At 30.9% G+C, this 25,983-nt stretch carries 23 protein-coding genes; 12 read left to right on the top strand and 11 right to left on the bottom strand.

Annotated features, from left to right (window positions below):
- The first annotated feature begins 202 nt into the window (after window positions 1–202).
- From purE to HALO113_RS10050, 4 genes are all read left to right on the top strand, one after another.
- Entirely contained in the window at window positions 203–685 is a 483-nt protein-coding gene (gene purE / locus HALO113_RS10065) for a 5-(carboxyamino)imidazole ribonucleotide mutase (protein WP_159778900.1), read from the top strand.
- Between the two features lie 517 nt (window positions 686–1,202).
- Window positions 1,203–3,230 carry a M3 family metallopeptidase gene (locus tag HALO113_RS10060; RefSeq protein ID WP_159778899.1) on the top strand — a complete coding sequence of 676 codons (2,028 nt, stop codon included), beginning with the start codon at window positions 1,203–1,205 and terminating at the stop codon, window positions 3,228–3,230.
- A 43-nt stretch (window positions 3,231–3,273) separates the two neighbouring features.
- Window positions 3,274–4,512: a peptidase T gene (gene pepT / locus HALO113_RS10055; RefSeq protein WP_159778898.1), complete on the top strand. Its 1,239-nt coding sequence runs from the start codon at window positions 3,274–3,276 to the stop codon at window positions 4,510–4,512.
- Between the two features lie 44 nt (window positions 4,513–4,556).
- Window positions 4,557–5,129, top strand: coding sequence for a YdeI family protein (locus HALO113_RS10050; RefSeq protein WP_159778897.1), 573 nt, complete (start codon window positions 4,557–4,559; stop codon window positions 5,127–5,129).
- A 330-nt stretch (window positions 5,130–5,459) separates the two neighbouring features.
- Here HALO113_RS10050 and HALO113_RS10045 read toward each other — a convergent pair whose 3' ends face one another.
- On the bottom strand, window positions 5,460–6,692 hold the full coding sequence (locus HALO113_RS10045; RefSeq protein WP_159779596.1) for an ABC transporter permease: 1,233 nt from the start codon (window positions 6,690–6,692) through the stop codon (window positions 5,460–5,462).
- Window positions 6,693–6,699: 7 nt separating this feature from the next.
- On the opposite strand from HALO113_RS10045, the gene HALO113_RS10040 reads away from it, so the two are divergent.
- Window positions 6,700–7,932: an exo-beta-N-acetylmuramidase NamZ domain-containing protein gene (locus HALO113_RS10040; RefSeq protein ID WP_159778896.1), complete on the top strand. Its 1,233-nt coding sequence runs from the start codon at window positions 6,700–6,702 to the stop codon at window positions 7,930–7,932.
- A 24-nt stretch (window positions 7,933–7,956) separates the two neighbouring features.
- Here HALO113_RS10040 and HALO113_RS10035 read toward each other — a convergent pair whose 3' ends face one another.
- The gene (locus HALO113_RS10035; RefSeq protein ID WP_159778895.1) at window positions 7,957–8,451 is read right to left on the bottom strand and encodes a YkgJ family cysteine cluster protein; all 495 of its coding nucleotides are present in this window, start codon (window positions 8,449–8,451) and stop codon (window positions 7,957–7,959) included.
- A gap of 91 nt (window positions 8,452–8,542) precedes the next feature.
- Here HALO113_RS10035 and HALO113_RS10030 point away from each other — a divergent pair, with 91 nt between their 5' ends.
- Entirely contained in the window at window positions 8,543–9,256 is a 714-nt protein-coding gene (locus tag HALO113_RS10030; protein WP_159778894.1) for a bifunctional 2-polyprenyl-6-hydroxyphenol methylase/3-demethylubiquinol 3-O-methyltransferase UbiG, read from the top strand.
- 56 nt (window positions 9,257–9,312) lie between these two features.
- On the opposite strand, the gene HALO113_RS10025 is transcribed toward HALO113_RS10030, so the two are convergent.
- A complete protein-coding gene (locus HALO113_RS10025) occupies window positions 9,313–9,714 on the bottom strand; it encodes a DUF2059 domain-containing protein (protein WP_159778893.1) in 402 nt (133 codons plus the stop codon).
- Between the two features lie 18 nt (window positions 9,715–9,732).
- Window positions 9,733–10,365 (bottom strand): 7-carboxy-7-deazaguanine synthase QueE, encoded by a 633-nt coding sequence (locus HALO113_RS10020; protein ID WP_159778892.1) that lies wholly within the window; start codon window positions 10,363–10,365, stop codon window positions 9,733–9,735.
- Between the two features lie 169 nt (window positions 10,366–10,534).
- On the opposite strand from HALO113_RS10020, the gene HALO113_RS10015 reads away from it, so the two are divergent.
- Genes HALO113_RS10015 through HALO113_RS10005 form a run of 3 tightly spaced genes read left to right on the top strand, consistent with a single transcriptional unit; the run spans window position 10,535 to window position 12,837 of the window.
- Window positions 10,535–12,073 (top strand): helicase HerA-like domain-containing protein, encoded by a 1,539-nt coding sequence (locus HALO113_RS10015; RefSeq protein ID WP_159778891.1) that lies wholly within the window; start codon window positions 10,535–10,537, stop codon window positions 12,071–12,073.
- Between the two features lie 50 nt (window positions 12,074–12,123).
- Window positions 12,124–12,429 carry a GIY-YIG nuclease family protein gene (locus HALO113_RS10010; RefSeq protein WP_159778890.1) on the top strand — a complete coding sequence of 102 codons (306 nt, stop codon included), beginning with the start codon at window positions 12,124–12,126 and terminating at the stop codon, window positions 12,427–12,429.
- Window positions 12,430–12,471: 42 nt separating this feature from the next.
- On the top strand, window positions 12,472–12,837 hold the full coding sequence (locus HALO113_RS10005) for a cupin domain-containing protein (protein ID WP_159778889.1): 366 nt from the start codon (window positions 12,472–12,474) through the stop codon (window positions 12,835–12,837).
- A 99-nt stretch (window positions 12,838–12,936) separates the two neighbouring features.
- Here the strand turns inward: HALO113_RS10005 and HALO113_RS10000 are convergent, their stop codons facing one another.
- The 3 genes from HALO113_RS10000 to HALO113_RS09990 are packed head-to-tail and all read right to left on the bottom strand — an operon-like array spanning window position 12,937 to window position 18,043.
- Complete coding sequence (locus tag HALO113_RS10000) at window positions 12,937–14,145, bottom strand: hypothetical protein (RefSeq protein ID WP_159778888.1); 1,209 nt, start codon at window positions 14,143–14,145, stop codon at window positions 12,937–12,939.
- Window positions 14,129–16,642, bottom strand: coding sequence for a DUF2339 domain-containing protein (locus tag HALO113_RS09995; protein WP_159778887.1), 2,514 nt, complete (start codon window positions 16,640–16,642; stop codon window positions 14,129–14,131). The genes HALO113_RS10000 and HALO113_RS09995 overlap by 17 nt, the downstream gene beginning before the upstream one ends.
- Before the next feature lie 54 nt (window positions 16,643–16,696).
- Window positions 16,697–18,043 (bottom strand): NAD(P)/FAD-dependent oxidoreductase, encoded by a 1,347-nt coding sequence (locus HALO113_RS09990; protein WP_159778886.1) that lies wholly within the window; start codon window positions 18,041–18,043, stop codon window positions 16,697–16,699.
- Between the two features lie 141 nt (window positions 18,044–18,184).
- Here HALO113_RS09990 and HALO113_RS09985 point away from each other — a divergent pair, with 141 nt between their 5' ends.
- The 3 genes from HALO113_RS09985 to HALO113_RS09975 are packed head-to-tail and all read left to right on the top strand — an operon-like array spanning window position 18,185 to window position 21,233.
- Window positions 18,185–18,328, top strand: a complete 144-nt coding sequence (locus HALO113_RS09985) for a DUF2256 domain-containing protein (protein WP_159778885.1) — start codon at window positions 18,185–18,187, stop codon at window positions 18,326–18,328.
- Window positions 18,329–18,364: 36 nt separating this feature from the next.
- The gene (locus HALO113_RS09980) at window positions 18,365–19,666 is read left to right on the top strand and encodes a DASH family cryptochrome (RefSeq protein WP_159778884.1); all 1,302 of its coding nucleotides are present in this window, start codon (window positions 18,365–18,367) and stop codon (window positions 19,664–19,666) included.
- Between the two features lie 34 nt (window positions 19,667–19,700).
- The gene (locus tag HALO113_RS09975) at window positions 19,701–21,233 is read left to right on the top strand and encodes a cryptochrome/photolyase family protein (RefSeq protein ID WP_159778883.1); all 1,533 of its coding nucleotides are present in this window, start codon (window positions 19,701–19,703) and stop codon (window positions 21,231–21,233) included.
- 58 nt (window positions 21,234–21,291) lie between these two features.
- Here HALO113_RS09975 and HALO113_RS09970 read toward each other — a convergent pair whose 3' ends face one another.
- From HALO113_RS09970 to queA, 4 genes are all read right to left on the bottom strand, one after another.
- Window positions 21,292–21,681 (bottom strand): YMGG-like glycine zipper-containing protein, encoded by a 390-nt coding sequence (locus HALO113_RS09970; RefSeq protein ID WP_159778882.1) that lies wholly within the window; start codon window positions 21,679–21,681, stop codon window positions 21,292–21,294.
- Between the two features lie 106 nt (window positions 21,682–21,787).
- Window positions 21,788–22,870 carry an agmatinase family protein gene (locus HALO113_RS09965; protein WP_159778881.1) on the bottom strand — a complete coding sequence of 361 codons (1,083 nt, stop codon included), beginning with the start codon at window positions 22,868–22,870 and terminating at the stop codon, window positions 21,788–21,790.
- Window positions 22,871–23,177: 307 nt separating this feature from the next.
- Window positions 23,178–24,467, bottom strand: a complete 1,290-nt coding sequence (gene kynU / locus HALO113_RS09960) for a kynureninase (RefSeq protein WP_159778880.1) — start codon at window positions 24,465–24,467, stop codon at window positions 23,178–23,180.
- Window positions 24,468–24,789: 322 nt separating this feature from the next.
- The gene (queA, locus tag HALO113_RS09955; protein ID WP_159778879.1) at window positions 24,790–25,839 is read right to left on the bottom strand and encodes a tRNA preQ1(34) S-adenosylmethionine ribosyltransferase-isomerase QueA; all 1,050 of its coding nucleotides are present in this window, start codon (window positions 25,837–25,839) and stop codon (window positions 24,790–24,792) included.
- Between the last annotated feature and the right edge of the window lie 144 nt (window positions 25,840–25,983).

The raw sequence follows: 25,983 nt of genomic DNA, 5'->3' as shown, positions 1-25,983 counted from the left end.
ATACCGAATATAACTATAGGTTTCCCTTTTAAATTTTATTATACATTATTGCTAGATGAAAGAGATTTACAACATGTCTCCAATTTAGATTATTTTATATATGACTCTATAATTTTTTGGATATTATCTTTCTTATATTTCCAACTCAAAAACAAACTTAAACGCTTAAACCATTTTAAACAACATAAAACTAAAATAAACAATGAATAAAGTAGCCATAATCATGGGAAGTATTTCCGATATGCCAGTGATGCAAGATGCAATTGATATTTTAAAAGTATTTAATATCGAAACCGAAGTGGATATAGTATCTGCACATAGAACTCCTGAAAAACTTTTCGATTTTAGTCAAAATGCACACAAAAGAGGTATAGCTGTTATTATAGCTGGTGCTGGTGGTGCCGCACACTTACCAGGAATGGTGGCTTCCATGTCTCCATTGCCAGTAATTGGTGTTCCAGTAAAATCAAGTAATTCAATTGATGGTTGGGATTCAGTACTTTCTATTTTACAAATGCCTGGTGGCGTACCCGTAGCGACTGTAGCTTTAAATGGAGCTAAAAATGCTGGAATTTTAGCAGCGCAAATCATGGGAAGTAGTAACAATGAAGTGTTACAAACAATTGTTGATTATAAAGAAGGATTAAAACAAGCTGTTATAAAGGCTTCTGAAAGTTTGAAATAAAAAAATCCCGACGCAAACAATAACATCGGGATAAAAATCTATTCACAATTAAGTGACAACTATAAAAAAAATTCTATTTTGGGAACAAAAAGGCTTGTTGTAACAACTTTTTTGTTACCACAAATATAATCAGTTAATCGTATAAAACAAACATTTTGTCGGGTATTTTTTATGTTTTTTCAAAAAAAACCTAAAAGCCATATTTTTTAAATAAAATTCTTACATTTTTCACATTTATTACCTATAAATAGTACGAAAAATCACATAGAATTTGATGAGGAAAAGTAGCAATCAACTAAAATAAGATTGAAGATAAATTAGTATTTTTGAAAAAAAACCCGATGCAGGAACATCGGGAAATTTTTTCACATTTAAGTGACAACTATAAAAAATCAATTGAAAAGGGTAAAAGTTCTTGTTAAAAAAACTTTACAAAAACAAATTTAACCTTTTTATCGGTAAAAACAAACTTTTTATCGATTTTAATAATTTTAAAACACAGAAACACATTATAGAAATGAATATCTTAACACAAAAATTTTCTACCAAATATCAAACTGCTCCTTTTACAAAAATTGAAAATAAAGATTATAAACTCGCTTTTATCCAACTTATTAAGGATGCTAAAGAAGAAATTAATGCAGTTATAAATAATCCTGAACAGCCTACATTTGAAAACACCGTTGCCGCTTTAGATTTTTCTGGAAGTCAATTGGATCGTGTTTCGAGTATTTTTTTCAATTTAAATTCGGCAGAAACTTCTGAAGAAATGCAAAAAATAGCACAAGAAGTTTCCCCTTTATTAACAGAATTTAGTAACGACGTTACACTAAATGAAGATTTATTTAAAAAAATAAAGTTAGTTTATGATGCTCAAGACCAAGCTAATTTAACATTAGAACAAAAAACGTTGTTGGATAAAAAATACAAAGGCTTTGTAAGAAATGGTGCCTTACTTGATGAACAACAAAAGACCAAATTAAGAGAAATTGATACTCAATTAGCCAAACTCAAATTGACTTTTGGTGAAAATGTATTAGCTGAAACTAACAATTACCAATTACATATTACCAACGAAGCTGATTTAAAAGGCTTACCTGAAGGAGCCAAAGAAGCAGCAGCTGCATTAGCACAATCAAAATCAGTAGCCGGTTGGGTTTTCACGTTAGATTTTCCAAGTTATTTACCGTTTGTAACCTATGTCGAAAATCGTGAGTTACGAAAAGAAATCAGTATTGCAGCCGGTAAAAAAGCATTTCAAGACAATTCATACAACAATCAAAACAACATAAAAGATATAGTACGTTTAAGGCATGAAAGAGCCAATCTTTTAGGATATGCCACTCATGCTCATTTTGTTTTGGAAGAAAGAATGGCTCAAAATCCAGAAAAAGTAATTTCTTTTTTGAATGACATGTTAGAAAAAGCAAAACCAGCCGCAAGGAAAGAATTTGAAGAACTTACGCAATTTGCTAAAGATTTAGACGGAATTGATCACTTAGAAAAATGGGATGGTGCTTATTATTCAGAAAAGTTAAAACAAAAATTATTCAATCTCGACGACGAAAAACTAAAACCTTATTTTAAGTTAGAAAACGTATTACAAGGTGCTTTTACGATTGCCGAAAAATTATATGGTATTACTTTTAAAGAGGTTTTCGATATCGATAAATACCATCCAGATGTACAAACATTTGAAGTATTGGACTTTGAAAATAATTTAGTTGCTTTATTTTATACCGATTTCTTTCCAAGAAAAGGAAAAAGAAATGGTGCTTGGATGACCTCTTTTAAATCGCAATATATTAAAGATGGAGTAAACGAACGACCACACATTTCAAATGTTTGTAATTTTACGCCTCCTACTCCAACCAAACCATCGCTATTAACTTTTAACGAAGTAACGACTCTGTTTCATGAATTTGGTCATGGGTTACATGGTATGTTAGCGAATACGACGTATCCTAGTTTATCAGGAACATCAGTATATTGGGATTTTGTGGAATTACCAAGTCAGATTATGGAAAATTGGTGTTACGAACCTGAAGCATTAGCTTTATTTGCAAAACATTATGAAACTGGAACAATTATTCCACAAGAATATGTTGAAAAAATTAAAGAAAGTGCGAGCTTCTTGGAAGGAATGGCTACTATGAGACAATTAAGCTTTGGTTTATTAGACATGGCATATCATGGTAAAGCTACTCCAATAAATGATGTAAAAAGTTTTGAAGAAAAAGCTTTTGAAAGTACGAAATTATACCCTGATGTTGCAGAAAACTGTATGAGTACTTCATTTTCACATATATTCCAAGGAGGTTATTCTTCTGGATATTATAGTTACAAATGGGCCGAAGTGTTAGATGCGGATGCCTTTGCTTATTTTCAAGAAAAGGGAATTTTCGATAAGGAAGTAGCAACAAAATTTAAAGAAAATGTTTTGTCTAAAGGAGGAACAGAACATCCTATGACGTTGTATAAAAGATTTAGAGGTCAGGAACCCAAACCAGACGCTTTGTTAAAAAGAGCTGGTCTTATTGAATAAAAGGGAGTAAAAAAGTATATTTACATCAAAATTAAAAAAAGAAATGCAACATATTATAGATCGTTTTATCAGTTATGTAACGGTTGATACCGAATCAGATCCAAATTCAAACACCACTCCAAGTACAGCAAAACAATGGGATTTAGCCAATCAATTAGTGGAAGAATTAAAACAAATTGGTCTACAAGAAGTTACCATTGACGAAAATGCTTACATAATGGCTACTTTACCAAGTAATGTAGATCATGAAGTACCAACAATTGGTTTTGTTTCACATTTTGACACCACTCCAGATTTTACAGGTGCCAATGTTAAACCGCAAATTATAGAAAATTACGACGGTAAAGATATTGTGTTAAATGCAGTGCAAAATATTGTTTTATCCCCAGCTTACTTTGAAGATTTGTTACTTTATAAAGGACAAACACTTATTACTACAGATGGCACAACGCTTTTAGGTGCAGATGATAAAGCAGGAATTACCGAAATTGTAAGTGCTATGGAATATTTAATCCAACATCCAGAAATTAAACATGGTAAAATTCGTGTTGGTTTTACACCAGACGAAGAAATTGGTCGTGGTGCTCATAAATTTGATGTAGAAAAATTCGGTTGCGATTGGGCGTACACTATGGATGGAAGTCAAATAGGCGAATTAGAATATGAAAATTTTAATGCCGCTGGAGCCAAAATTACTTTTAAAGGAAAAAGCGTACATCCTGGTTATGCAAAAGGGAAGATGATTAATTCTATGCTTTTAGCTAACGAATTTATCTCAGCGCTTCCTGAAAATGAAGTTCCTGAAAGAACTAGTGATTATGAAGGCTTTTTTCACGTGCATCATTTAAATGGAAGTATAGAAGAAACCGTTTTACAACTGATTATAAGAGATCATGATAAAGATCTTTTTGAAGCTAGAAAAGAATTAATTCATACCATAGCTACCAAAATAAACAATCAATATGCAAAACAATTTGGAGAAGCCATTTGTATCGCAGAAGTAAAAGATCAATATTATAATATGCGTGAAAAAGTAGAACCTGTTTTTCATATTGTTGAAATTGCAGAAAAAGCGATGAAAGAAGTGGGGATTACCCCAATTATTAAACCCATTCGCGGAGGAACAGACGGTTCACAATTATCCTATAAAGGATTGCCTTGCCCAAATATATTTGCAGGAGGACACAATTTCCATGGTAAATATGAATATGTTCCTGTAGAAAGCATGGTAAAAGCAACAGAAGTTATCGTTAAAATTGCAGAATTAACGGCTCAAAAATAATACTATAAGAGGAAGCAAGCTTCCTCTTTTTTATACACAATTCTATGTCAGAAAAAAAAGTTTGGGATAAGACCAATCAATGGACTGAAGAACTAGAAACTTTAAAGTCCATTATCGAAAAAACCGATTTAGTCGAAACAACAAAATGGGGAACAGCCGTTTATACTCATAACAACAAAAACATTATAGGAATTGGTGGTTTTAAATCTTATTTTGGTTTGTGGTTTTTTAATGGCGTATTTTTAAAAGATGACAAAAAATTACTGGTGAATGCCCAAGAAGGCAAAACAAAATCGCAAAGACAAATGCGTTTTCAATCCAAAGAAGACATAGATGAAAAAACGATTTTAAGTTATATAAAAGAAGCCATTGCAATTGAAGACAAAGGATTAAGTATAAAACCAGAGAAGCTAAACTTCTATTCGGAAGCATTAGAAAATGAATTGGAAGCCAATCCAGAATTAAAAAAAGCATTTCTTTTGTTTACCCAATACAAACAAAACGAATTCACTGAATATATTGCTACTGCAAAGCAAGAAAAAACAAAACTAGCCCGAATTGAAAAAATCAAACCCATGATCCTAGCAAATATCGGTCTTAATGATAAGTATAGGTAAACAAAATGAAATATAAAGTTCCACTTTTAATTATCTTAATAATATTTCTTACTTGTAAAAAACAAGAAATTCGAAATGATAAAAATACCGCTTTAAAAACTGTTTATGATAGTATTAAAAATTTCAAAAAATTAGCAATTACAAATGATATTTTCTAATAACATGACTGTACTATATATATGATATAAAAAAAAGACTCTTGAAAAACAAAACCACTCGCTTAGCCCCGATTGTAGTGGCATCCTTTTTATTTTTTTACCTAAAAATAAAAAGATACAACGAAAAGCAGGAACATAAATCTTTATCTTACCAAAACCGTGCTCCTGAAAATTAATCGAATCGAATGGCTTTAACTGGAGTTATTTTTGTTATTATATAGGAAGGGATGATTAATATTAACAAACAAATAATTATAGTTCCTAAATTAATCAATACAATATAGAGTATATTAATATCTACTGGGGCTTCACTCACATAATAATTTTCAGGATCAAGTTTTATCAACCCAAAATATTTCTGTAGCAAAAGTAATACTAGAGCAATGGCATTACCCCACAGCAAACCTCTCACAATTAAATGCCCTGCATTGTACATAAATATTTTTCGAACATTCCAATTACTAGCTCCGACTGCTTTAAGAATACCTATCATTTGTGTTCGTTCTAAAATAAGTACTAATAATGCGACTATCATATTAATAGTAGAAACCAAAATCATTACTACTAAAATAACAATAATATTAAAATCGAAAAGCTTCAACCATTCAAAGATGCTGTAATACTTATCCAAAATAGTAATACTATTATAAGTAGGCGGTATTTCTTTATAGATTTCTTGTCCTTTTTGCTCAATCTGAGAAAAATCGTTTAGAAAAACTTCAAAGGAACCCACCTCATCTTTTTCCCATTTGTTTATTTTTTGAACATGTCTGAGATCACCTAACATAAAATTAGCATCAAACTCTTGGAACCCTGAATTAAATATCCCAACTATTTTAAAACTTCTTAGATTATAGCCTTGATTATCTTGTTTGATAAAATAAGTTCTACAAACGTCATGAAGTTTTAGATTTAATCTTTTGGCTAAATACTGGGAAATAACAACATCATCGGTTAACTTATTAGTCATATTAGGCAATTCACCTTCCACTAAATATTCAGCTATATTGTCCCATTTATAATCATTACCAACGCCTTTAAAAATAATACCTTCGACCGTTGCTTCGGTACGTATCATTGCAGCTTTGGTAGCTACAGCTTGAATATGTGTTACACCAGTAACTGAAGAAAATGTGGGATAAAAATCTTGTTGGATTGAAATAGGAACAGTGCTTACTTGTGATTGATTATCATCATGATTTGAAATGATAACATGACCGTTGAAAGCAGAAACTTTATCCCTGATTTTTTTTTGCAAACCTATACCTGTTGCAACCGAAATAATCATCATTATTACTCCAATTGCAATTGCCGTGATTGCAATTTTAATAATTGGAGAAGAAACACTACTTTTATCCTTTTTAGTGGTAACAAGCCTTTTGGCTATAAAATATTCTAAATTCAATCTGTTTATGCTTAGTAAATTGGTGTTCAAAAATACATTTTTATTCTTGGTTTTATTTATTTTTTCTTGTGGAAATTCTGTAAAAAAAACTGAAGTCAGTCAAAATAGAAATGAAAATATAATTCCAAACAAAAAACTATCCTCTCAAGAAATAAAGACTGGAGCTGATAATTATGAGGCGTATTTACCTTTATTAGAGAATAAAAAAATAGGAATTGTAACCAACCAATCCGGAATTTTAAGTGACGGTACCCATTTAGTAGACTTTTTATTGTCTAAAAAAATGAATGTAAAAAAAATATTTGCTCCAGAACATGGTTTTAGAGGTACTGCTGATGCTGGTGAAACTATAAAAAATGACAAAGACGTTACAACAGGATTACCTATTATTTCTTTGTACGGTGCCAATAAGAAACCCAAAGCAGAACAACTAAACGATATTGATGTTTTAGTTTTTGACCTACAAGATGTAGGCGCTCGTTTTTATACCTATATCTCAACCCTACATTATATTATGGAAGCTTGCGCAGAAAACAAGATTTCTGTAATCGTTTTGGACAGACCAAATCCAAACGGAAATATTGTAGATGGCCCCATTTTAGAGAAAGAAAACCACAGTTTTGTAGGAATGCACACAATTCCTATTTTACATGGCATGACCATAGGTGAATATGCACAAATGATAAACGGTGAAAAATGGTTAAAAGAAGGAATTCAATGTTCTTTAAAAGTTATTCCTTGTTTGAACTATACTAAAAATTTATCGTATGCTTTACCAGTTAAACCTTCTCCCAATTTACCAAATGCACAAGCTATCAATTTGTATGCAAGTTTATGTTTTTTTGAAGGCACGAATGTGAGTGTTGGGCGCGGAACGAGTACTCAATTTCAAATTTATGGTTCACCTTACATACCAAAAAGTGATTATAGTTTTACACCAAAACCCAATGAAGGAGCAAAAGATCCATTATATAATGGTGTATTATGTTATGGTGAAGATTTAACTAAAGTCACTAAAGTTAAACAGCTGGAATTAAAATGGTTGATTAAAGCTTATAATGAAACTGCTGATAAATCAAAATTTTTTAATCCATTCTTCACTAAGCTAGCAGGAACAAAGAAATTACAAGAACAAATTGAAAAGGGAATGTCAGAACAAGCAATTAGAGCATCATGGAAAGAAGGATTACATCATTTTAAAGAAATGAGAAAACCATATTTACTTTATGAGGAAAATTAGTTAACTAAAAAAAACTGTCATTTTTTACAATGGTAACTTTTCTTTCATTTTCTCCACTATATTAAAAGCAGCCGGACAAATAGCTACATTTTTCAAAGTTAAATTGGAAATTTGTTGAAACTTTTTACGATCTGTATGCGGAAATTCTCTACAGGCTTTTGGTCGAACATCATAAATAAAGCATTTGTTATCCTGATCTAAGAAAGTACAAGGTACACTTTGCAACACATAATCATTATCTTCATCAATACGCAAATACTGGTTTATAAATTGTTGTGGTTTTTGTCTAAAGAATTTAGAAATTCGTTCAATATCGGCAGTAGTAAATAAAGGCCCTGTGGTTTTGCAACAATTGGCACACTCCAAACAATCGGTTTTTTTAAATTCAGCATCATGTAAATCTTGCATTACATAATCTAAATTTTTGGGTGTTTTCTTTTTTAGCTTATCGAAATACTTTTTGTTTTCGTTATGCTTATCTTTGGCTTGTTTTTGAAGCTGTTCAAGTTGGTTTAACATGGTTTACTAAAGTTTACAATTGTCTTTTACCAAAAGTTAAACAAATTTAAACCTTTACATTCTTATATTTTTAAACTCCTAAACTTTTTTTATGAAAGATCTTTTTGGCAAAGCTATTTTAGATTATCAAACGAATAATAATCCTGAGCCTATTATAACCGATACTTCCATTAGTGATACAGACGAAATGGATGTGGGTTATTTGTTTCGAGATTTTAAGGCAATGCCAAAAATAGAGCAAAAAGCGTTACAATTAGCAAAAGGGAAAATATTAGATGTGGGCTGTGGAGCTGGAAGTCATGCTTTATATCTTCAAAATAAAGGATATGATGTAACGGGTATTGACATTTCACCAAATGCCATAAAAACCTGTAAATTGAGAGGCTTACAAAAGGCTTATGTCAAAAACATATTGGATTTAGATACTTTTAATGAAGAAAATAAATACGACACTATTTTATTATTAATGAATGGTACCGGAATTTTTGGTACACTTGTACAAATTGCGAAACATTTAAAACAGTTAAAATCTTTATTAAAACAAAACGGACAAATTTTAATTGATTCTTCTGATATTATTTACATGTTCGATCAAGATGAAGATGGTGCTTATGAAGTTCCTGCTACAGGTTATTATGGAGAATTAACATTTAGCATTCAATATAAAAATGAAACTGAGGACTCTTTTCCTTGGTTATATCTTGATTATAACACCTTACAAAATGCCTGTTACGCTAATGGGTTACAGTGTGAATTAATTTTAGAAGGAAAACATTTTGATTATTTAGCTCGAATTACTGTATAAAACAAATAAAAAACCCAAATTTAAATTTGGGTTTTACTTTATTATATAAATTACAATTACTGCATGTATTTCATCATCATTCCCTGTAATTCCATTCCCCATTCTTGAGAAGCATCCATATTTTTCTTAGTCAATTCACTTGCTTTTTCTGCTATTTTTTTACCAACTGGTGAATTGTAAAATTCCAACATTTTTTTGATATCATCGTGTGTATATACTTCCATATATACTTTTGCCATTTTATCATACAAAGAAGGTAATGATGCATCAAAATCTTTTGAAAAATCGGCTCTTTTAGATTCTGGAATGTTATTCATTATCTGTTCTTTTGCAATCTCCATCTGAGCAGCGGAACCAGATGCCTTTAGTACTTTTAATACATCAGCTTTAAAAGCATCTTGTGCTATTGCAAATTGTGCCGCTAACACAACAACTAAGGTAACTAAGATTTTTTTCATTTTGTATATTAAATTTATTTAAGGAATATTCAAATATTTATGAGTTTGCAGTGAAATTCTCCACTTTGGATTATTCATCACATAATCTATAATCAAAGGGGTCATTTCTTCTTTTTTACTCCATTCAGGTTGTAAAAATAAAATAGCATTTTTATTCACTTTAGCCGCTTGTTCTTCAGCAAATTGAAAATCATGCTTATTGTAGATAATTACTTTTAATTCATTGGCAATATCATAAGCACTTTGTACTGGTAATTTCATTTTTTTGGGTGACAAACAAAACCAATCCCAAGTTCCACTTACTGGATAAGCTCCTGAAGTTTCAATATGCACCTGTAAACCAGATGCTTTTAATTGAGATGTTATATAACTCATATCCCACGTAAGTGGCTCGCCACCAGTAATCACGACTGTTTCAGCATATTTTTTTGCATTTGCAACAATAACATTTGTAGCAGTTGGAGGATGTAAATCGGCATTCCAACTTTCTTTAACATCACACCAATGACAACCTACATCACAACCCCCAATTCGTATAAAATAGGCCGCTCTTCCTGTATGATATCCTTCACCTTGAATCGTATAAAACTCTTCCATTAAAGGCAACATTTCTCCTTTGTCAACTGCCAACTGTATTTCTTTTTGTAACATTTCTCATTAAAATAGTTTGCAAAGATACAATTTGAAGTTAGAAGTTAGACGTTAGACGTCAGAAAATTAGAGCTACATAAAAATAGCACACGATGGAATCTTGAAATTGTTATTGATTCTTGAAATTGTTATTCATAATGATTACATTTGAATTTAAATTTCACTAAAGATGAGCAAAACAGAAGATTTCAGTAAACATATAATTGAAGGATATACTTGTAAAGGGGATTTTATTACGCTTGGTGGTGCCATTTTGGATGGACAACCTATCCCAAATACCCATGTAAACATTCCCTTAAAAACGTTAAACCGACATGGTCTCATTGCAGGTGCAACAGGTACCGGTAAAACAAAAACTATTCAAGTTTTATCAGAACAATTATCGCAAAATGGTATTCCTGTCTTAATGATGGATATTAAAGGAGATTTTTCTGGTGTAGCAGTTCCTGGAGAAGAAAAGGCTTTTATAACAGAAAGGCATGCAAAAATAACTTTACCTTATGAAACCAAAGGTTTTCCTGTAGAATTAATGACTATTTCAGAACAAAATGGTGTTCGATTGCGTGCCACTGTTTCTGAATTTGGTCCGGTTTTATTTTCACGTATATTAGATTTAAATGATACCCAATCTGGAGTAGTATCGGTTATTTTTAAATACTGTGATGACAGACAAATTCCACTTCTAGATTTAAAAGATTTTAAAAAAGCACTTCAATATTCGACTGAAGAAGGTAAAGAAGAATTTGAAAAAGAATATGGACGAATTTCTACTTCCTCTACGGGTTCTATTTTAAGAAAAATTATTGAACTAGAGCAACAAGGAGCCGAACTCTTTTTCGGAGAAAAATCATTTGAAGTTGACGATTTAATGCGTATTGATCAAAATGGGAATGGGTATATCAACATTATTCGTTTGACAGATATTCAAGACAGACCGAAACTTTTCTCTACCTTTATGTTGAGCTTATTGGCTGAAATTTACAATACAATGCCTGAACAAGGTGATGCTGGAAGACCTGAGTTGGTTATTTTTATAGACGAGGCGCATTTGATTTTTGATCAGGCAAGCAAAGTGTTACTAGATCAAATAGAAACCATTGTAAAATTGATTCGTTCCAAAGGCATTGGTATATATTTCATTACACAAAATCCTATGGATGTTCCCAGTAGTGTATTGGCTCAATTGGGGTTAAAAATCCAACATGCATTACGTGCTTTTACAGCTAATGATAGAAAAGCAATTAAAGAAACTTCTCAAAATTATCCAATTTCAGAATTTTACAAAACCGATGAAATTCTTACTTCTTTAGGAATTGGAGAAGCATTTGTAACAGCGTTGAATGAAAAAGGAATTCCGACACCCTTAGCTGCAACAATGCTTCGTGCGCCAATGAGTAGAATGGATGTATTAACAGAAACAGAAATTAATGATGCCATTTCTAAATCTAAATTAACAAAAAAATACAACGAAGTAATTGACAGAGAAAGTGCTTATGAAATTTTAGGTAAAAAAATAGAAGAAGCACAAGAAGCTGCTGCAAAAGAAGAAGAAAAAAAACAAAAAGAGAAAGAAGCAAAAAAAACTAGTTCGTCTAGTAGAAGTTCTTCTACAACTAATACAGTTACCAAAGGGGTTGTAAAAGTATTAACCAGTGCCACATTTATTAGAGGAGCCATGGGCGTTTTAATGAAAATGCTAAAGAAGTAATAATTAGTCATTGCGAGGAACGAAGCAATCTAAAACTAAACTTCATACAAATGAAACCTGGATTCGTATATATAATTACCAATAAAAACAATACTACTTTATACATCGGAGTTACAAGTAATTTGCCAAAAAGGATTTTGGAACACATAGAAAAACGATATGAAAATTCATTTTCTTCTAGATATAATTTGAATAAATTAGTTTATTTTGAGCAATTTCAGCAGATTGGAGATGCTATTGCAAGAGAAAAACAACTTAAAGCTGGTTCAAGAGCTACAAAAATAGGCTTAATAGAAAAAACGAATCCTAAATGGAATAATTTATTTAGCGAAATTGAAAATATAATGATTGTTTAATTATAATGAGGAGATTGCTTCGTGCCTCGCAATGACATCAAAATGAAAAAATATACCCTACAAAAAGAACCTTTTGTAGTTCCTACTACCGATGGTAAATTAATAGAAGAACATCACGGTATTGTTGCCACAAATAATCATGCTATTTCTATTGCACATATGGTGGCACCTCCAGGTTGGAGTGAACCTTTTCAAACTCCAGAATTTGAAGAATATACTTACATTATCTCTGGTAAAAAACAATTCATTATTGAAGGTGAAACCCTAATCTTAGAAGCGGGTCAATCCATAAAAATTGAAGCGAATACTAGAGTACAATATTCAAACCCATTTGAATTACCTTGTGAATATTTAGCGATTTGCAAACCAGCATTTGATTTTCAGAAAGTGCATCGAGAGGAGGATTAGGTGTCTGTTCACATATTTCAGTTATCTGTTATAAGTAAGTTGTGTGTTTTTGGTTTTATGTTGTAAATTGGAAAGTTGAATTTTGAAGCTAAAATTGAATCATTCCTTTTTCATGTCTTTCAACAAACCTAAAGCAAAATAAATTACAATTCCTATTCCTATAACAATACAAAACCACATAAATAGATTCGTTTGCCAAAAAGACTTTCCTTTTATGTGTTTCTCTTTTTCTATTTTATGAAAATTAGTAATAGTAACTTTAGGCATTCCAACAGTAAAACTTTCCATAAAATTAACCAAATCATAGGTTGGTTTTGAATAAGTAGAATCAATAACCACTTCATACCTTTCATTGGTTTTTAATCTTGAAATAATAGTAATCGGATTTTGAAATAATTGGATATTTGTAATTTCTAAGGGTTGATTGTCCTTATTTTCAATTTCAATAGTGAATTCTTTTTCGTTCAAATTACTAACTTTAATTTTTGAATTCATTTTTGAGTTTAAAAGGAATGAACTTAAAAGTTGATTTCTTATAGTAGTTGTTTTTTTGTTTTTTATTTTTTCTTTTCTCGTAATAATAGCTTCACGTGCATATAATTCAGTTGCGATTTCAAAGGAAATTGCGTCTATTTGATAACTCTTTTCCGCAGAAAAAACAACTTGAGTTACTTTTCTTTGTTTATCTTCTGATATTTTATAAGCAAAGGCTGTAATTTCAATTTGCTTTTCAGCTAAAAATTGACTTTCATAAATTCCTATCGCTTGAACATTAATAGGAAGAGATTTTTTATCATTAAATTCAATTTTTAGAAATGGATAATCATTTTCAGGAAAATAAATCATCTTTTCTAATGCCGTTCCTTTGGTTGCTACCAAATTCCCTAAGGTTTCATTCGCTACTAATCCAAACCATTCTTCATCATTATAACTTCCACTTACATTATATTGTTTTGTTAATGCAGCATTGCTAATATTCAAATTGATGTGGTTAATTTTCTTTCCAGTTTCATTTTGAATTACAATAGATGTAATAGAATCTCTTATACTTTTTTTAGAAATAATCTTAAATGAAATATATCTTTCTGATTCTCCATTATAATTAGATATAACATAAGGAACTTCACTTTTATTAGTATCAAAAATTCTAAAATAACGTAAATCTTCTTGAGCAGCAGCCCTAATTTCAGGAGTAAGTTCTATTTGATATAAACTATTGGTTTGTATATTTTTTATTTCTCCTTTATAATTTTGGGACCACCCAAAAACTGAAACTACTAAAACTACTGAACTAATCCATTTTTTCATCTGCATTTGATTTTGGTTGTTCATCCACTACTAACTTTTTGATTTTTTGATATACAAAAGAAATAATTAAAATTAAAACACCTAATAGAATAAAGGCTATAATTTTACCCGTTTCGGAAACGTTTTTAATATCATACACAAATAATTTTAAAATAGTTATTCCCAATAAGGAAAGCGCAATAATACGAAGGTTTTTCAATTGTTTTTTAATACCAATAATTAAGAACGCAAAAGAAAACAAGCCCCACAGTATAGGATAGCCAATTTTTATAATTTGTCGTTTAATTTTTCCTAGTTCCATTTTTGTTGCGTATTCTCTTTCATATTGTAGCGTATATGTATCCGAAATTCCTCTTTTAACTAAATCAGCATTGATCTCTTTTATATCTACTTGATGAGTTGCAGAAAAATGTAATCCATGCACCAATATTTCATTACTCAAAACATAAACTGTTGCAAATACAAACAACCAAGGCATTATTTTCATTTGCAAAAACTGAATTTTAGGTTCAGACTTAGCAAGCTGTACTAATTGGTATCCGAAATAAATTAGACACCCTAATATAATATAATGAAAATAGAAAGCATATTTACTATTCGTATTTAAAGCAAAATTTTGAATCAGTTCATTATTTGGTAAACTATAAAAATCAACTATATATACTATTATGGAAAAAACACTAATACCTAATACTGCTTTTTGAAGAACGATATTCTTAAATTTATCAGCCAAAATAAGTGCAATAGCTATAAATACAAAATGATAAGTTACAGGAAATGACAAAGAAGATACTGGATTAAGTAAGTACTGACTTGATTGATAATTTACTTCTAAAAACCCAGTAAAATAAGTTGCAATAACCGCAATTATAAAAAATGCTTTTTGGTAAAAAGATATTGAAAATAAAGCGACTTTCACTTCGCCTTTTTCCTTTTTAAGTAACCAATAAGTTATAAAGAAAGACAAACTCACCACAAATCCTGAAACAAACAACGGATTTAAAATAACTGTTAAAGGAGTAACAGGATAATCGTATTTCGTCCAATCCAATAACAAACTGATAATTGTCAAAATCTGAACAATAAAAGCTCCTGTTTTAAAATACCCAATCTTCGATTTCTGAGACAACCAAAATAACAACACACCTTCAGCTGCCCAAAATATCGTAATTTGATTGCCTTCAAATTGAATAGGTATCGTTAAGGTAACAAAAGTAAGTGCTAACCCAATTAATAAATAAACAGCATTTTTATCTAAACCAAATTTCTTATACAAAATAGCAGCATAAACTAAGTTATAAACGGCTAATAATATGGTGAAAAGACCTTTAAAATTTACTCCCCAATTATGTATAATTCCCATACCAATTCCAAAAAAGAAGAAAGTATTTAGGATTAATATAAAATATTCAATTAAAGAGAAACTCCCTTTTTTTCTAATATTATTAATCACTAAAATAACGCTAAAAGTAAAGTAGAATAAGGTAGCAAAACCAAGGGCACCTTGATGAGGCAATTTATTATCAAATAATTCTCTAATGTACCAAGATAAAAACAGTAAAGTTGTAAATACGAAAGACAAAACAGTAACGACATTCCATTTTTTAAAATAGGCAATAGCTAAAATTCCACAGTTTAAAATAGCAATATAAGTAAACAAAACTATATAATTTCCGGATCCTGTACTTACCATAAAAGGAACTGCAAAACCTCCTATTAAAGACAAAACAGCTAATTCTTGACGATTGTACGAAACAGAGACCAAACTACTAAAAGCCGTAATCACAACCATTATGATAAACGCTACAGTTTGACTAAACAAATGATAATCATGAAAAGCAATAGAAATGGTAAAGTAAAAGATACTTACTGCTCCAGCAACTAACACAGAACTAAAAGCAGCGTAACTTTTCCTCAGTTTATTCGCAATAAACATTACTAGAGAACCTGCCAAAATTCCAATTCCTACGCGAGCGGGTTCGTTAATCCAATCTTTATCGATAGCAAATTTAACAAAGAAACTTATCCCTAAAACAAGAATTAGAATTCCTATTTTGTTAATCAGGTTTTCACCAATGAATTTTTCTAAATCGGGATTGTTCTCTTTAAAGGTTTCGTACCAAGATTTCCTAGGAACTAATATTGGCTTAGGAGAATGTGTTTTTTCTGAAATAGGTTTAGCTTCGATTTTCGCAACTATTTCTATAGGCTTCTCTGTAACAGGTTTTATAATTTCTGGTTCCTTTTGTTTAGGAACTACTTCTATAGGTTTTTGAACTATTACAGGTTCAACAGTTTGCTCTTTAACAATTGCTTCATGTCTTGTTTCTTTTACCTGTTCTTTTTCAAAAGTTTTAGTATCTAATTCCTTTTTAAGATCATTGAATTTTTCATGTAACTTATAAATAGAATTTTGTATTTCTTTATTCTTAGAATTTAAATTCGACAAAATAATTAACAACAATACTAAAACAATTAAAAGTAAAGCTTCAGCCATAAAATAAAGATTATATTCTATCAAATGTAATCTTTATTTTTGGAAGCAAAAAAATTAATTTTCTTTTAGCATAGCTAATATCCTATGTTCAATTGGTTCGGTTTCCCAAATTTGCTCAATATTATCTATGGTTAATATTTCCTGCATAATAGCATCTTGTTTGTCACCAATAGCTAAAGCTTCAGAATAAGGTTGATGACTAAAAGTAACCATACTATATAACGGTACCCATTTATCAGGATGTTTTTCAGAAAACCATCTTTCGATTTTTTTCTGTAAGATAAACTTCGGATTTGCCGTTTTAGAACTCATCTCAATAAAGTTTCTATAGGATAATTCCGCTATGGCATCGGTATCTGGTTTACGAGAATTTTCATAATCATTTAATAAGTTGGCCCAATCATCACCATATTTAGTCATCATTTCTTTTAAAACAGTAATATCTTCAAAACCTGCATTCATTCCATGTCCATAAAAAGGCACAATAGCATGACAAGCGTCACCTATTAAAGCCACTTTATCGGCATATGTCCAAGGATAACATTTCATGGTTACCAAATAAGACGTTGGATTTTTAAAAAAATCTTCAACCAAATTAGGAATTACCTCTTTGGTATCTGGAAAATGTTCGGCAAAGAAACGCACTAGGTCTTGTTCGTCTTTCAAGGAAGCAAAAGAATTGTCTCCATCATGAGGCATAAACAAAGTACAAGTAAAAGTGCCATCTAAATTAGCCAAAGCCATCAACATAAATTGTCCTCTAGGCCAAATGTGTAAGGAATGTTTGTCTAATTTATGCGTTCCGTCTGGATTGGCAGGAATGTGTAATTCTTTATACCCTAATTGTAAGAATTCTTGAGAATAGTTAAACATACTTTGTCGTTGCATGCGATGTCTAATTCTTGAGAAAGCTCCGTCAGCACCAAAAACCAAATCATGCTTTATTTCAGTCCATTCTCCTCTTTCTTCCTGACCTGTATGTAAGGTTGCAGTAGACAAAGTTACATCCCAAATCTTACTTTCAAAGTGAAAATTAATTCCTTCTGCAACCGCTAAATCAACCATTTTTTTATTTAACAAGCCACGAGACAAAGAATAAATCACTTCTCCATCTTTTCCATAAGATTGATAGGTTAAGGTATCCTGACCTGTATGAATACATCGTTTATCAACTGGAATACCAATTTTTATGATTTCTTGATCTAAGTTTACTTCTTTTAATGCTCGTAAACCTCTATCGGATAAGACTAAATTTATGGAACGACCTGTAAAATTTATTTTTCTGATATCTGGACTTCTATCATATACATCTACTTTATGTCCTGCTCTTTTTAAATATATGGCTAAAAGTGAACCGACTAAACCAGCTCCTACTACAGCAATTTCTTTGGGATTCTGCATTATTAACTATTTCTTCACACAAAAATAAGTAATAAAAAAGAAGCAAGCTAAGAGAAAAGTTACTTTTTTTATTTAGAAACATATTTTGTTTAATAATTTATTATTTTTGTTAAACAAAAATAACTTTTATTTTTCAAAAAAATGACACACAAGAAAGTACACTTACCAGAAAAAAAATGTAAAAAATGTGGGTTATTCTTTACATGGAGAAAGAAATGGATGAAAAATTGGGAGGAAGTAATGTATTGCAGTGAAAAATGTAGGAGAAATAAAATGAATACATAAATAGTTATTTGTAAAGATCAACTTCAAAATATAGAAATGAAAAATAATTTAGTCTGGTTTAGAAATGATTTACGTGTAGCGGATAATCTCTCCTTACTTAAAGCTATTCAAAACTCAAAAACATGTATTGGTGTGTATTGTTTTGATCCTAGACATTTTGCAATTACAAACTATGGCTTTAAAAAAACAGAAAAGTTTCGAGCACAATTTCTTATTGAAACCGTAGCTGAATTAAAAGAAAATTTAAAAAAGAAAAATATTTCTTTATTCGTTTATCAAGAAAAACCAGAAGATATAATTCCTAAATTAGTTGAAGAACATCAAATTGACAGCATTTACACTCAAAAAGAATGGACTAATGAAGAAGTTTGTGTGAGTCAAAATATCAAAAGTCAACTTCAATCTCAGGAAAAATTCAAAAATATTCCATTTGTAGAAAGTTATGATCAGTTTCTATTTTTACCTGAAAATATTCCCTTTGAAATAAAAACTATTCCAAAAATCTTTACCGATTTTAGAAAAAAATGTGAAAAAGAAGGTAGCATTTCACCAACTATTTCCATCCAAAAACAACCACATGAAAATTTTATTCCAAACAACACGCTCTTACCAACTTTAGAAGATTTAGGTTTTCAAACATTTGAAAAACATCCAAATACAGCATTTCCATTTAAAGGAGGGGAAAATCAAGCCTTACTACGTTTAGAAAATTATTTTTGGGAAACCCAAAATCTATCGCACTACAAACAAACCCGAAATGGATTAATTGGAACCAATTATAGTTCGAAATTTTCATCTTGGTTAGCCAACGGTAGCCTTTCAGCCAAAACTATTTATTGGAAAATTAAAGATTATGAAAGTGCTATAGGTGCTAATGAAGATACCTATTGGTTGTTCTTTGAACTTCTTTGGCGTGATTATTTTAAATATATTTCCTTCCAACAAGGCTCCAAAATATTTCAACTACAAGGCATTTTAGACAAAGAATACCATTGGAAGACTAATTCAAAAGCTTTTAACCAGTGGATTCTAGGGCAAACCAACGAACCTTTTGTGAATGCCAATATGATAGAATTAGCAAAAACGGGATTTATGAGCAATCGAGGCCGACAAAACGTAGCGAGTTTTTGGGCAAAAGAATGGCAACAAGATTGGAGAATGGGTGCTGCCTATTTTGAAAGCATGCTTATAGATTATGATGTGCATTCAAATTATGGCAATTGGATGTACACTGCTGGAGTGGGTAATGACCCTAGAGATAGAAAATTCAATATTCAAAGACAAGCAGAACTATACGATGCAAATGGTGACTATCAAAAACTTTGGTTAAACCAATGAAATAGAAAAGAATCATAACTAACAAATAATAAGCATGAAAAAACTGCGACTTGTACTAGGTGACCAACTCAATGCAAAACATTCTTGGTTTAAAGAAAAAAATAAAAATACCATTTATCTAATGGCAGAAATGCGTCAGGAAACCGATTATGTGAAACATCACATTCAAAAAGTAGTCGCTTTTTTTCTATCCATGCGCAATTTTGCTGAAGCTATTGAAAAAGCTGGGCATCAAATTGTCTATTTCACTATTTCAGAACCAAAAAACCTTCAAAGTTTAGAAAAAATAATCGCACAAGTTATTGAAGAAAAACAAATTGAAAAATTCGAATATCAATTACCGGATGAATTTCGGTTAGACCAACAACTGAAAGCAATTTGTAACAATCTAAAAATTAATTCTGAAGCTTTTGATACGGAACATTTTTATACTACTAGAACCGAATTAGCTACCTTCTTTGAAGGAAAAAAAAATCTTCTGATGGAAAATTTTTATCGCATGATGCGTAAGAAACATCATATTTTAATGATTAATGACCAACCTCTAGGTGGAAAATGGAATTTTGATCATAAAAATAGAAATAAATACAATGAAGAAATTGCAATTCCAAAACCCTTATTATATGAAAAAGACGTAACCAAATTGGTTGAAGAAATTGAAAAAGCGGGCGTAAAAACGTTTGGCTCCATTGATACAGCTAATTTCCCTTGGCCTACCAATAGAAAAGAAAGTCTTTCTTTACTGACCTATTTTTGTAAAAATCTTTTAGAACATTTTGGTGCATTTCAAGATGCTTTGTATAGTAACGATTCGTTTCTTTTTCATTCTCGATTATCATTTGCGATGAATTCAAAAATGATATCTCCAAAAGAAGTAATTGAAACGGTAGTTTCTTATTATGAAAAAAATAAAAGTACAATTGACATTGCTCAAATAGAGGGCTTTGTAAGACAAATTATAGGCTGGAGAGAATATGTAAGAGGTATTTATTGGAAAGAAATGCCAAAGTATGCTACGTTAAATACATTAGAAAATTACAATAAACTACCCGATTTTTATTGGACTGGCAAAACCAAAATGAAATGTATGCAACATAGTTTACATCAAAGTTTAAACGAAGCTTATGCGCATCACATTCAAAGGTTAATGGTAATTGGTAATTTTTCTTTGCTCACCCAGTTACATCCTGATGTGGTAGACGCATGGTATTTAGGAGTTTACATTGATGCTATAGAGTGGGTAGAATTACCCAATACAAGAGGCATGAGTCAGTATGCGGATGGTGGTATTTTAGCAACAAAGCCTTATGTTTCCTCAGGAAGTTATATCCATAAAATGAGTAATTATTGCAAAGATTGTCATTATAAAGTAAAAGAAAAAATAGGCAACAAGGCTTGTCCGTTCAATAGTTTGTATTGGAATTTTTTAGATGATAAAAAAGATCATTTTAAAAATAATCCAAGAATGGCAATGATGCTAGCACTTCTTGAAAAAATAAAACCTGAAGAATTATCCAAAATTAAAGAAAAAGCACAAGATATTATTACTAATCTAAACAAATATTAAAAAAGGGTTGAGACAAATTTTATCCCAACCCTTATCAACCTACCTAACCTAACTTTAACTATTCTTTCTTTTTCTTTTCGTCAATTATTGCTCCAGTACCAGCACCTACACCAGCACCTGCTAATCCACCAATGATGGCACCAGTACCTTTTTTATCACTTACAATAGCACCTGTTGCAGCACCTACTCCAGCTCCAATTAAAGCCCCTTTAGCTGCATTGCTCATTCCTTTTCTTTCAGTAACAGTAGTAGTTTGGGGATTATTATTTACATAAATTACTTCTTTCTCTTTTACTGTGACTAATTTCATAGAATCGATAACACGTTGTTTTTCTTGTGCTACTTGTATCGAATCTATAACTTCTTGTTTTGCTAGTTCCATTTCAGTATCAGTATGCTTACATGAAACTATTGAAATTAATCCTATCACTATCATTAACTTTTTCATAATTCTGATCTTTAAATTAACAATTCAAAATTACACGCAAAAGCCATGATTCATTTTACATTATTTTTTTAAAAGTTTATATTTAAACAATATTTGCAGAAAAATCTTATTTTTTAAACACTATTTTCTCTCCAACCTCCATTTTTTGTGATTTGGCAAAAGCTCCACACATTTGGAACAACATTCTTGCACCAACATTTCCATCCCAATCATTTTCTCCTGGTGCTACTTCTACTAAATCAAAACCAATAATTTCTTTTCCTGATTCTACTAATCGATTTAATAGATAAACAGCTTGCTCATAGGTTAATCCTCCTGGAACGGGTGTTCCAGTATTAGGACAATATAAAGCATCCATAGCATCGATATCAAAAGAAACACAAACTTTTCTTGGTAATGAATTAATAATCGTGTCACACAAATGTTGCCAAGTGTTGCCTTCAAACAATTGTTTTTTTAAATCTAAATCCGTATGCACTAAAACTCTTCCATTTTCTTTAGTAACAACATCGACTTCTTGTTCACAGAAATCACGAATACCAACTTGTACAATTTTACTAATTTGAGGCAATTGCAACGCATTATACATTATAGATGCATGAGAATAGGTAAATCCTTCATAGGCAATTCGCAAATCCATATGTGCATCTAAATGTAAAATACCAAAGCTTTCGTATTTGGATGCCAAAGCTTCATAATAACCTAAAGGTGTAGAATGATCTCCCCCTAAAAGGACTACTTTTTTCCCTTTATCCATCCAATATTGCACACGTTCTTTTACTTCTGTATGCAACTCTCTACACACTTTATTGATTTTATCTAAATCCGATTGCAACGCTGGAAAAGTAGCAACATCTTCACCATTTTCTAAGGCTTCAATAATAGGTTGTGCCAATCCTTTGTATTTTTCTGAATTTTTTGCCCAATGTTCAGGAACTTCGTCCATATAGATTCCTAATTTCCATAAATCTGGAAAATCTTGGTGTAATAAATCCACTTGAAAAGAAGCATCTAAAATTGCTTCTGGACCTTCTGATGCTCCAGCACCATAACTTACGGTAACTTCCCAAGGCACAGGAATTACAATGATTTCACTTTGTTCAGCTGAAAAAGGCAAGCCAAAAATGGTTGCATCCGCTAATCCTGGTTGACTCGGATCAAAGTTCTCTATAATTTGTTGTTTTGTCATTTTTGATTTTTAGATTATTAGATTTTTAGATTATTAGATTTTTGGAAATCAATTTGAACTCTAAAGAATGTTATTATTTTAATGTTGATTTAAATTTTGAAGTCATTGGTATAATTTTATTCAATTCATTTAATAGTGCAATTGAAGTTTCTTTATTAATTAAATCTAAATCAATTGCAATTAAAAGTTACGTTTCGATTTCATAACATGAACCGATGGCAATTTCAAGAAATCTAGAAAATTCTTTGAATCTGTGCATATTTTAATTATGTAAGTTTTTGAAACTTCTAATTATCTATTAATCGAACTATCTAATTATCCCTTTTTTTAATATTTGTCCAAATTCATACATGTCTTCGAAAGAAGAATACAAAGGCACAGGTGCTAATCGAATTACATTCGGTTCCCTCCAATCTGTAATCACTCCATTTTTCATTAAATACTCAAATAAAGCTCTTCCTTGTCCGTGTAAATAAACCGATAATTGACAAGCTCTTTCATTGGGATTACTAGGAGTTATAATTTCAAATTCTGTTCCTTCAATCTCAGCATCAATTTCGTGAAGGATGAATTCTAAATAACTCGTTATTAAATCTCTTTTTTTAATTAATTTGGGCATACCAATTTCAGCAAACATATGTACAGAAGCTAAATATGGGGCCAATGTTAATACTGGTAAATTACTAATTTGCCAACCATCAGCACTACGAGCAGGGTCAAAATTAGGTTCCATTAGAAAACGACGTTCCTTATTATGTCCCCACCAACCTGCAAAACGAGATAAAGTAGTGTCATTATGATGTTTTTCATGAATAAAGTAACCCGAAGCATTTCCAGGTCCAGAATTCATGTATTTATAACTACACCAAGCTGCAAAATCCACATTCCAGTCGTGTAATTTCAGTACGATATTTCCAGCAGCATGAGCTAAATCCCAACCTACAAAAGCGCCCACTTTATGTCCAGCTTCTGTAATCGTTTTCATATCAAAAACTTGACCGGTATAATAATTTACACCACCTATTAAGACCAAAGCCAATTCCTGACCAACTTCCTCAATTTTAGAAAGCACATCTTCGAGTCGAATATTGTGCTCTCCATCACGTCTTTTAATTTCAACGATAGCTTCTTTTGGATCAAATCCAATACTTTTCGCATGAAATGCTACTTGCGATTGAAACATATATTGATCGGATGGAAAAGCTTTTTCTTCACAAATAATTTTAAATTTTTTTGAAGAAGGTTGGTAAAAAGACACCATCAACAAATGAAGATTTACAGTTAATGTATTCATTACACCTACCTCTGTAGGTTTAGCACCTACAATTTCGCTTAACGGTTGGCAAAAACGCTCTTGGTAATCCCACCAAGGTTTGTCTGCATAAAAATGACCTTCTACAGCTAGGCTTCCCCAATCTTGCATAACCTCTTCTACATATTTTTTTGCAGATTTAGACTGTAAACCCAAAGAATTTCCAGTAAAATAAATTACATTTTTACCATTTACTTGAGGAAAAATAAATTCTTCTCTATATTTCGCTAATTCGTCTTGACGGTCTAATTCTTGAGCAAATTCTCTCGTATTTTGAAAATTCATTAGTTTTTATTTTAATGAGCGTAAAAGTATTGAAAAGTTTAAAGGTTTGAAAGTTTCTAATTTAGAAAGTTTGTTTAATAGGATTTATACTAATTATTTATATTCATTTTAAAAAAATTCTGAATGTATTAAATTAAAATTCCAAACAGTTTAAGAAAACCCGACTAACTCTGATGGAAGTGGTATCTTTTTCTAAAATTCATTTTTAGAAAAAATATAACGTACAGCAGGAAAATGGCTCACAAAAATTCCTTTTGATTGGTTCCAAAAAAAATCTCACCATTGCTGATGAGATTAAATTATGAAATAGTTATTTCTAACATTATAATATTAGCATGGCATCACCATAAGAATAGAATCTATATTTTTCTGCAATTGCTTCAGCGTAGGCTTTTTTCATTAAGTCATGGCCGCAGAAAGCTGAAATCATCATTAATAAAGTTGATTTTGGTGTATGAAAATTAGTAATCATACAATCTGCAATGCTAAAATCATAAGGAGGATAAATGAATTTATTTGTCCAACCCACATAAGGGTTTAATGTTTTAGCAGAAGAAACAGAACTTTCCATGGCGCGCATAGAAGTAGTTCCTACACAACAAACTTTTTTCTTTGATAATTTTGCTTTATTAACAATATCACAAGCTTCTTGAGTAATCACCATTTCTTCAGAATCCATTTTATGTTTAGATAAATCTTCTACTTCAACGGGATTAAATGTTCCAAGACCAACATGTAGCGTAACTTCAGCAAAATTAATTCCTTTAATTTCTAAACGTTTTAATAAATGTTTAGAAAAGTGCAAACCTGCTGTTGGCGCTGCAACTGCTCCTTCTTCTTTTGCATAAATGGTTTGATAACGCTCTGCATCTTCAGGAGTAACTTCTCTGTTAATATATTTAGGAATTGGAGTTTCTCCAAGTTCAACTAATTTTTCTCTGAATTCTTCATAAGAACCATCATATAAAAAGCGTAAGGTTCTTCCTCTAGAAGTAGTGTTGTCAATAACTTCAGCCACTAATGAATCGTCATCACCAAAATACAATTTATTTCCAATACGTATTTTACGAGCAGGATCAACCAAAACATCCCATAAACGTTGTTCTGCATTTAATTCTCTAAGTAAGAAAACTTCAATACGAGCTCCTGTTTTTTCTTTATTACCATACAAACGAGCAGGAAATACTTTAGTGTTATTTAATACCATAACATCTCCATCATCGAAATAATCAATAATATCTTTAAATAATTTATGCTCTATTGTACCTGTTTTGCGATTCACAACCATTAAACGAGATTCGTCTCTATTTTCAGCTGGAAATTCAGCTAATAATTCTTCAGGTAAATTAAAATTGAAATTGGATAACTTCATAGTTACATTTATAATTTAAAATAGTAGAAATCAGATTTTTTCTGAAATCAAAACGGTTGCAAATATACGATTGTGAAATAGGGGTTGTCAAGTAAATTGAGATTTATTTTTTAAAAATCTCAATTTACTTGACAACCCCAAGGG

The sequence above is a fragment of the Flavobacterium sp. 9AF genome, assembly GCF_902506265.1.
Classification (GTDB): domain Bacteria; phylum Bacteroidota; class Bacteroidia; order Flavobacteriales; family Flavobacteriaceae; genus Flavobacterium.
This window is presented reverse-complemented; position numbering and strand designations above follow the sequence as displayed.

Coding starts and splice junctions, on each gene's coding strand:
- purE (WP_159778900.1), top strand. CDS start 203: ATGAATAAAGTAGCCATAATCATGGGAAGTATTTCCGATATGCCAGTG.
- HALO113_RS10060 (WP_159778899.1), top strand. CDS start 1,203: ATGAATATCTTAACACAAAAATTTTCTACCAAATATCAAACTGCTCCT.
- pepT (WP_159778898.1), top strand. CDS start 3,274: ATGCAACATATTATAGATCGTTTTATCAGTTATGTAACGGTTGATACC.
- HALO113_RS10050 (WP_159778897.1), top strand. CDS start 4,557: ATGTCAGAAAAAAAAGTTTGGGATAAGACCAATCAATGGACTGAAGAA.
- HALO113_RS10040 (WP_159778896.1), top strand. CDS start 6,700: ATGCTTAGTAAATTGGTGTTCAAAAATACATTTTTATTCTTGGTTTTA.
- HALO113_RS10035 (WP_159778895.1), bottom strand. CDS start 8,451: ATGTTAAACCAACTTGAACAGCTTCAAAAACAAGCCAAAGATAAGCAT.
- HALO113_RS10030 (WP_159778894.1), top strand. CDS start 8,543: ATGAAAGATCTTTTTGGCAAAGCTATTTTAGATTATCAAACGAATAAT.
- HALO113_RS10025 (WP_159778893.1), bottom strand. CDS start 9,714: ATGAAAAAAATCTTAGTTACCTTAGTTGTTGTGTTAGCGGCACAATTT.
- HALO113_RS10020 (WP_159778892.1), bottom strand. CDS start 10,365: ATGTTACAAAAAGAAATACAGTTGGCAGTTGACAAAGGAGAAATGTTG.
- HALO113_RS10015 (WP_159778891.1), top strand. CDS start 10,535: ATGAGCAAAACAGAAGATTTCAGTAAACATATAATTGAAGGATATACT.
- HALO113_RS10010 (WP_159778890.1), top strand. CDS start 12,124: ATGAAACCTGGATTCGTATATATAATTACCAATAAAAACAATACTACT.
- HALO113_RS10005 (WP_159778889.1), top strand. CDS start 12,472: ATGAAAAAATATACCCTACAAAAAGAACCTTTTGTAGTTCCTACTACC.
- HALO113_RS10000 (WP_159778888.1), bottom strand. CDS start 14,145: ATGAAAAAATGGATTAGTTCAGTAGTTTTAGTAGTTTCAGTTTTTGGG.
- HALO113_RS09995 (WP_159778887.1), bottom strand. CDS start 16,642: ATGGCTGAAGCTTTACTTTTAATTGTTTTAGTATTGTTGTTAATTATT.
- HALO113_RS09990 (WP_159778886.1), bottom strand. CDS start 18,043: ATGCAGAATCCCAAAGAAATTGCTGTAGTAGGAGCTGGTTTAGTCGGT.
- HALO113_RS09985 (WP_159778885.1), top strand. CDS start 18,185: ATGACACACAAGAAAGTACACTTACCAGAAAAAAAATGTAAAAAATGT.
- HALO113_RS09980 (WP_159778884.1), top strand. CDS start 18,365: ATGAAAAATAATTTAGTCTGGTTTAGAAATGATTTACGTGTAGCGGAT.
- HALO113_RS09975 (WP_159778883.1), top strand. CDS start 19,701: ATGAAAAAACTGCGACTTGTACTAGGTGACCAACTCAATGCAAAACAT.
- HALO113_RS09970 (WP_159778882.1), bottom strand. CDS start 21,681: ATGAAAAAGTTAATGATAGTGATAGGATTAATTTCAATAGTTTCATGT.
- HALO113_RS09965 (WP_159778881.1), bottom strand. CDS start 22,870: ATGACAAAACAACAAATTATAGAGAACTTTGATCCGAGTCAACCAGGA.
- kynU (WP_159778880.1), bottom strand. CDS start 24,467: ATGAATTTTCAAAATACGAGAGAATTTGCTCAAGAATTAGACCGTCAA.
- queA (WP_159778879.1), bottom strand. CDS start 25,839: ATGAAGTTATCCAATTTCAATTTTAATTTACCTGAAGAATTATTAGCT.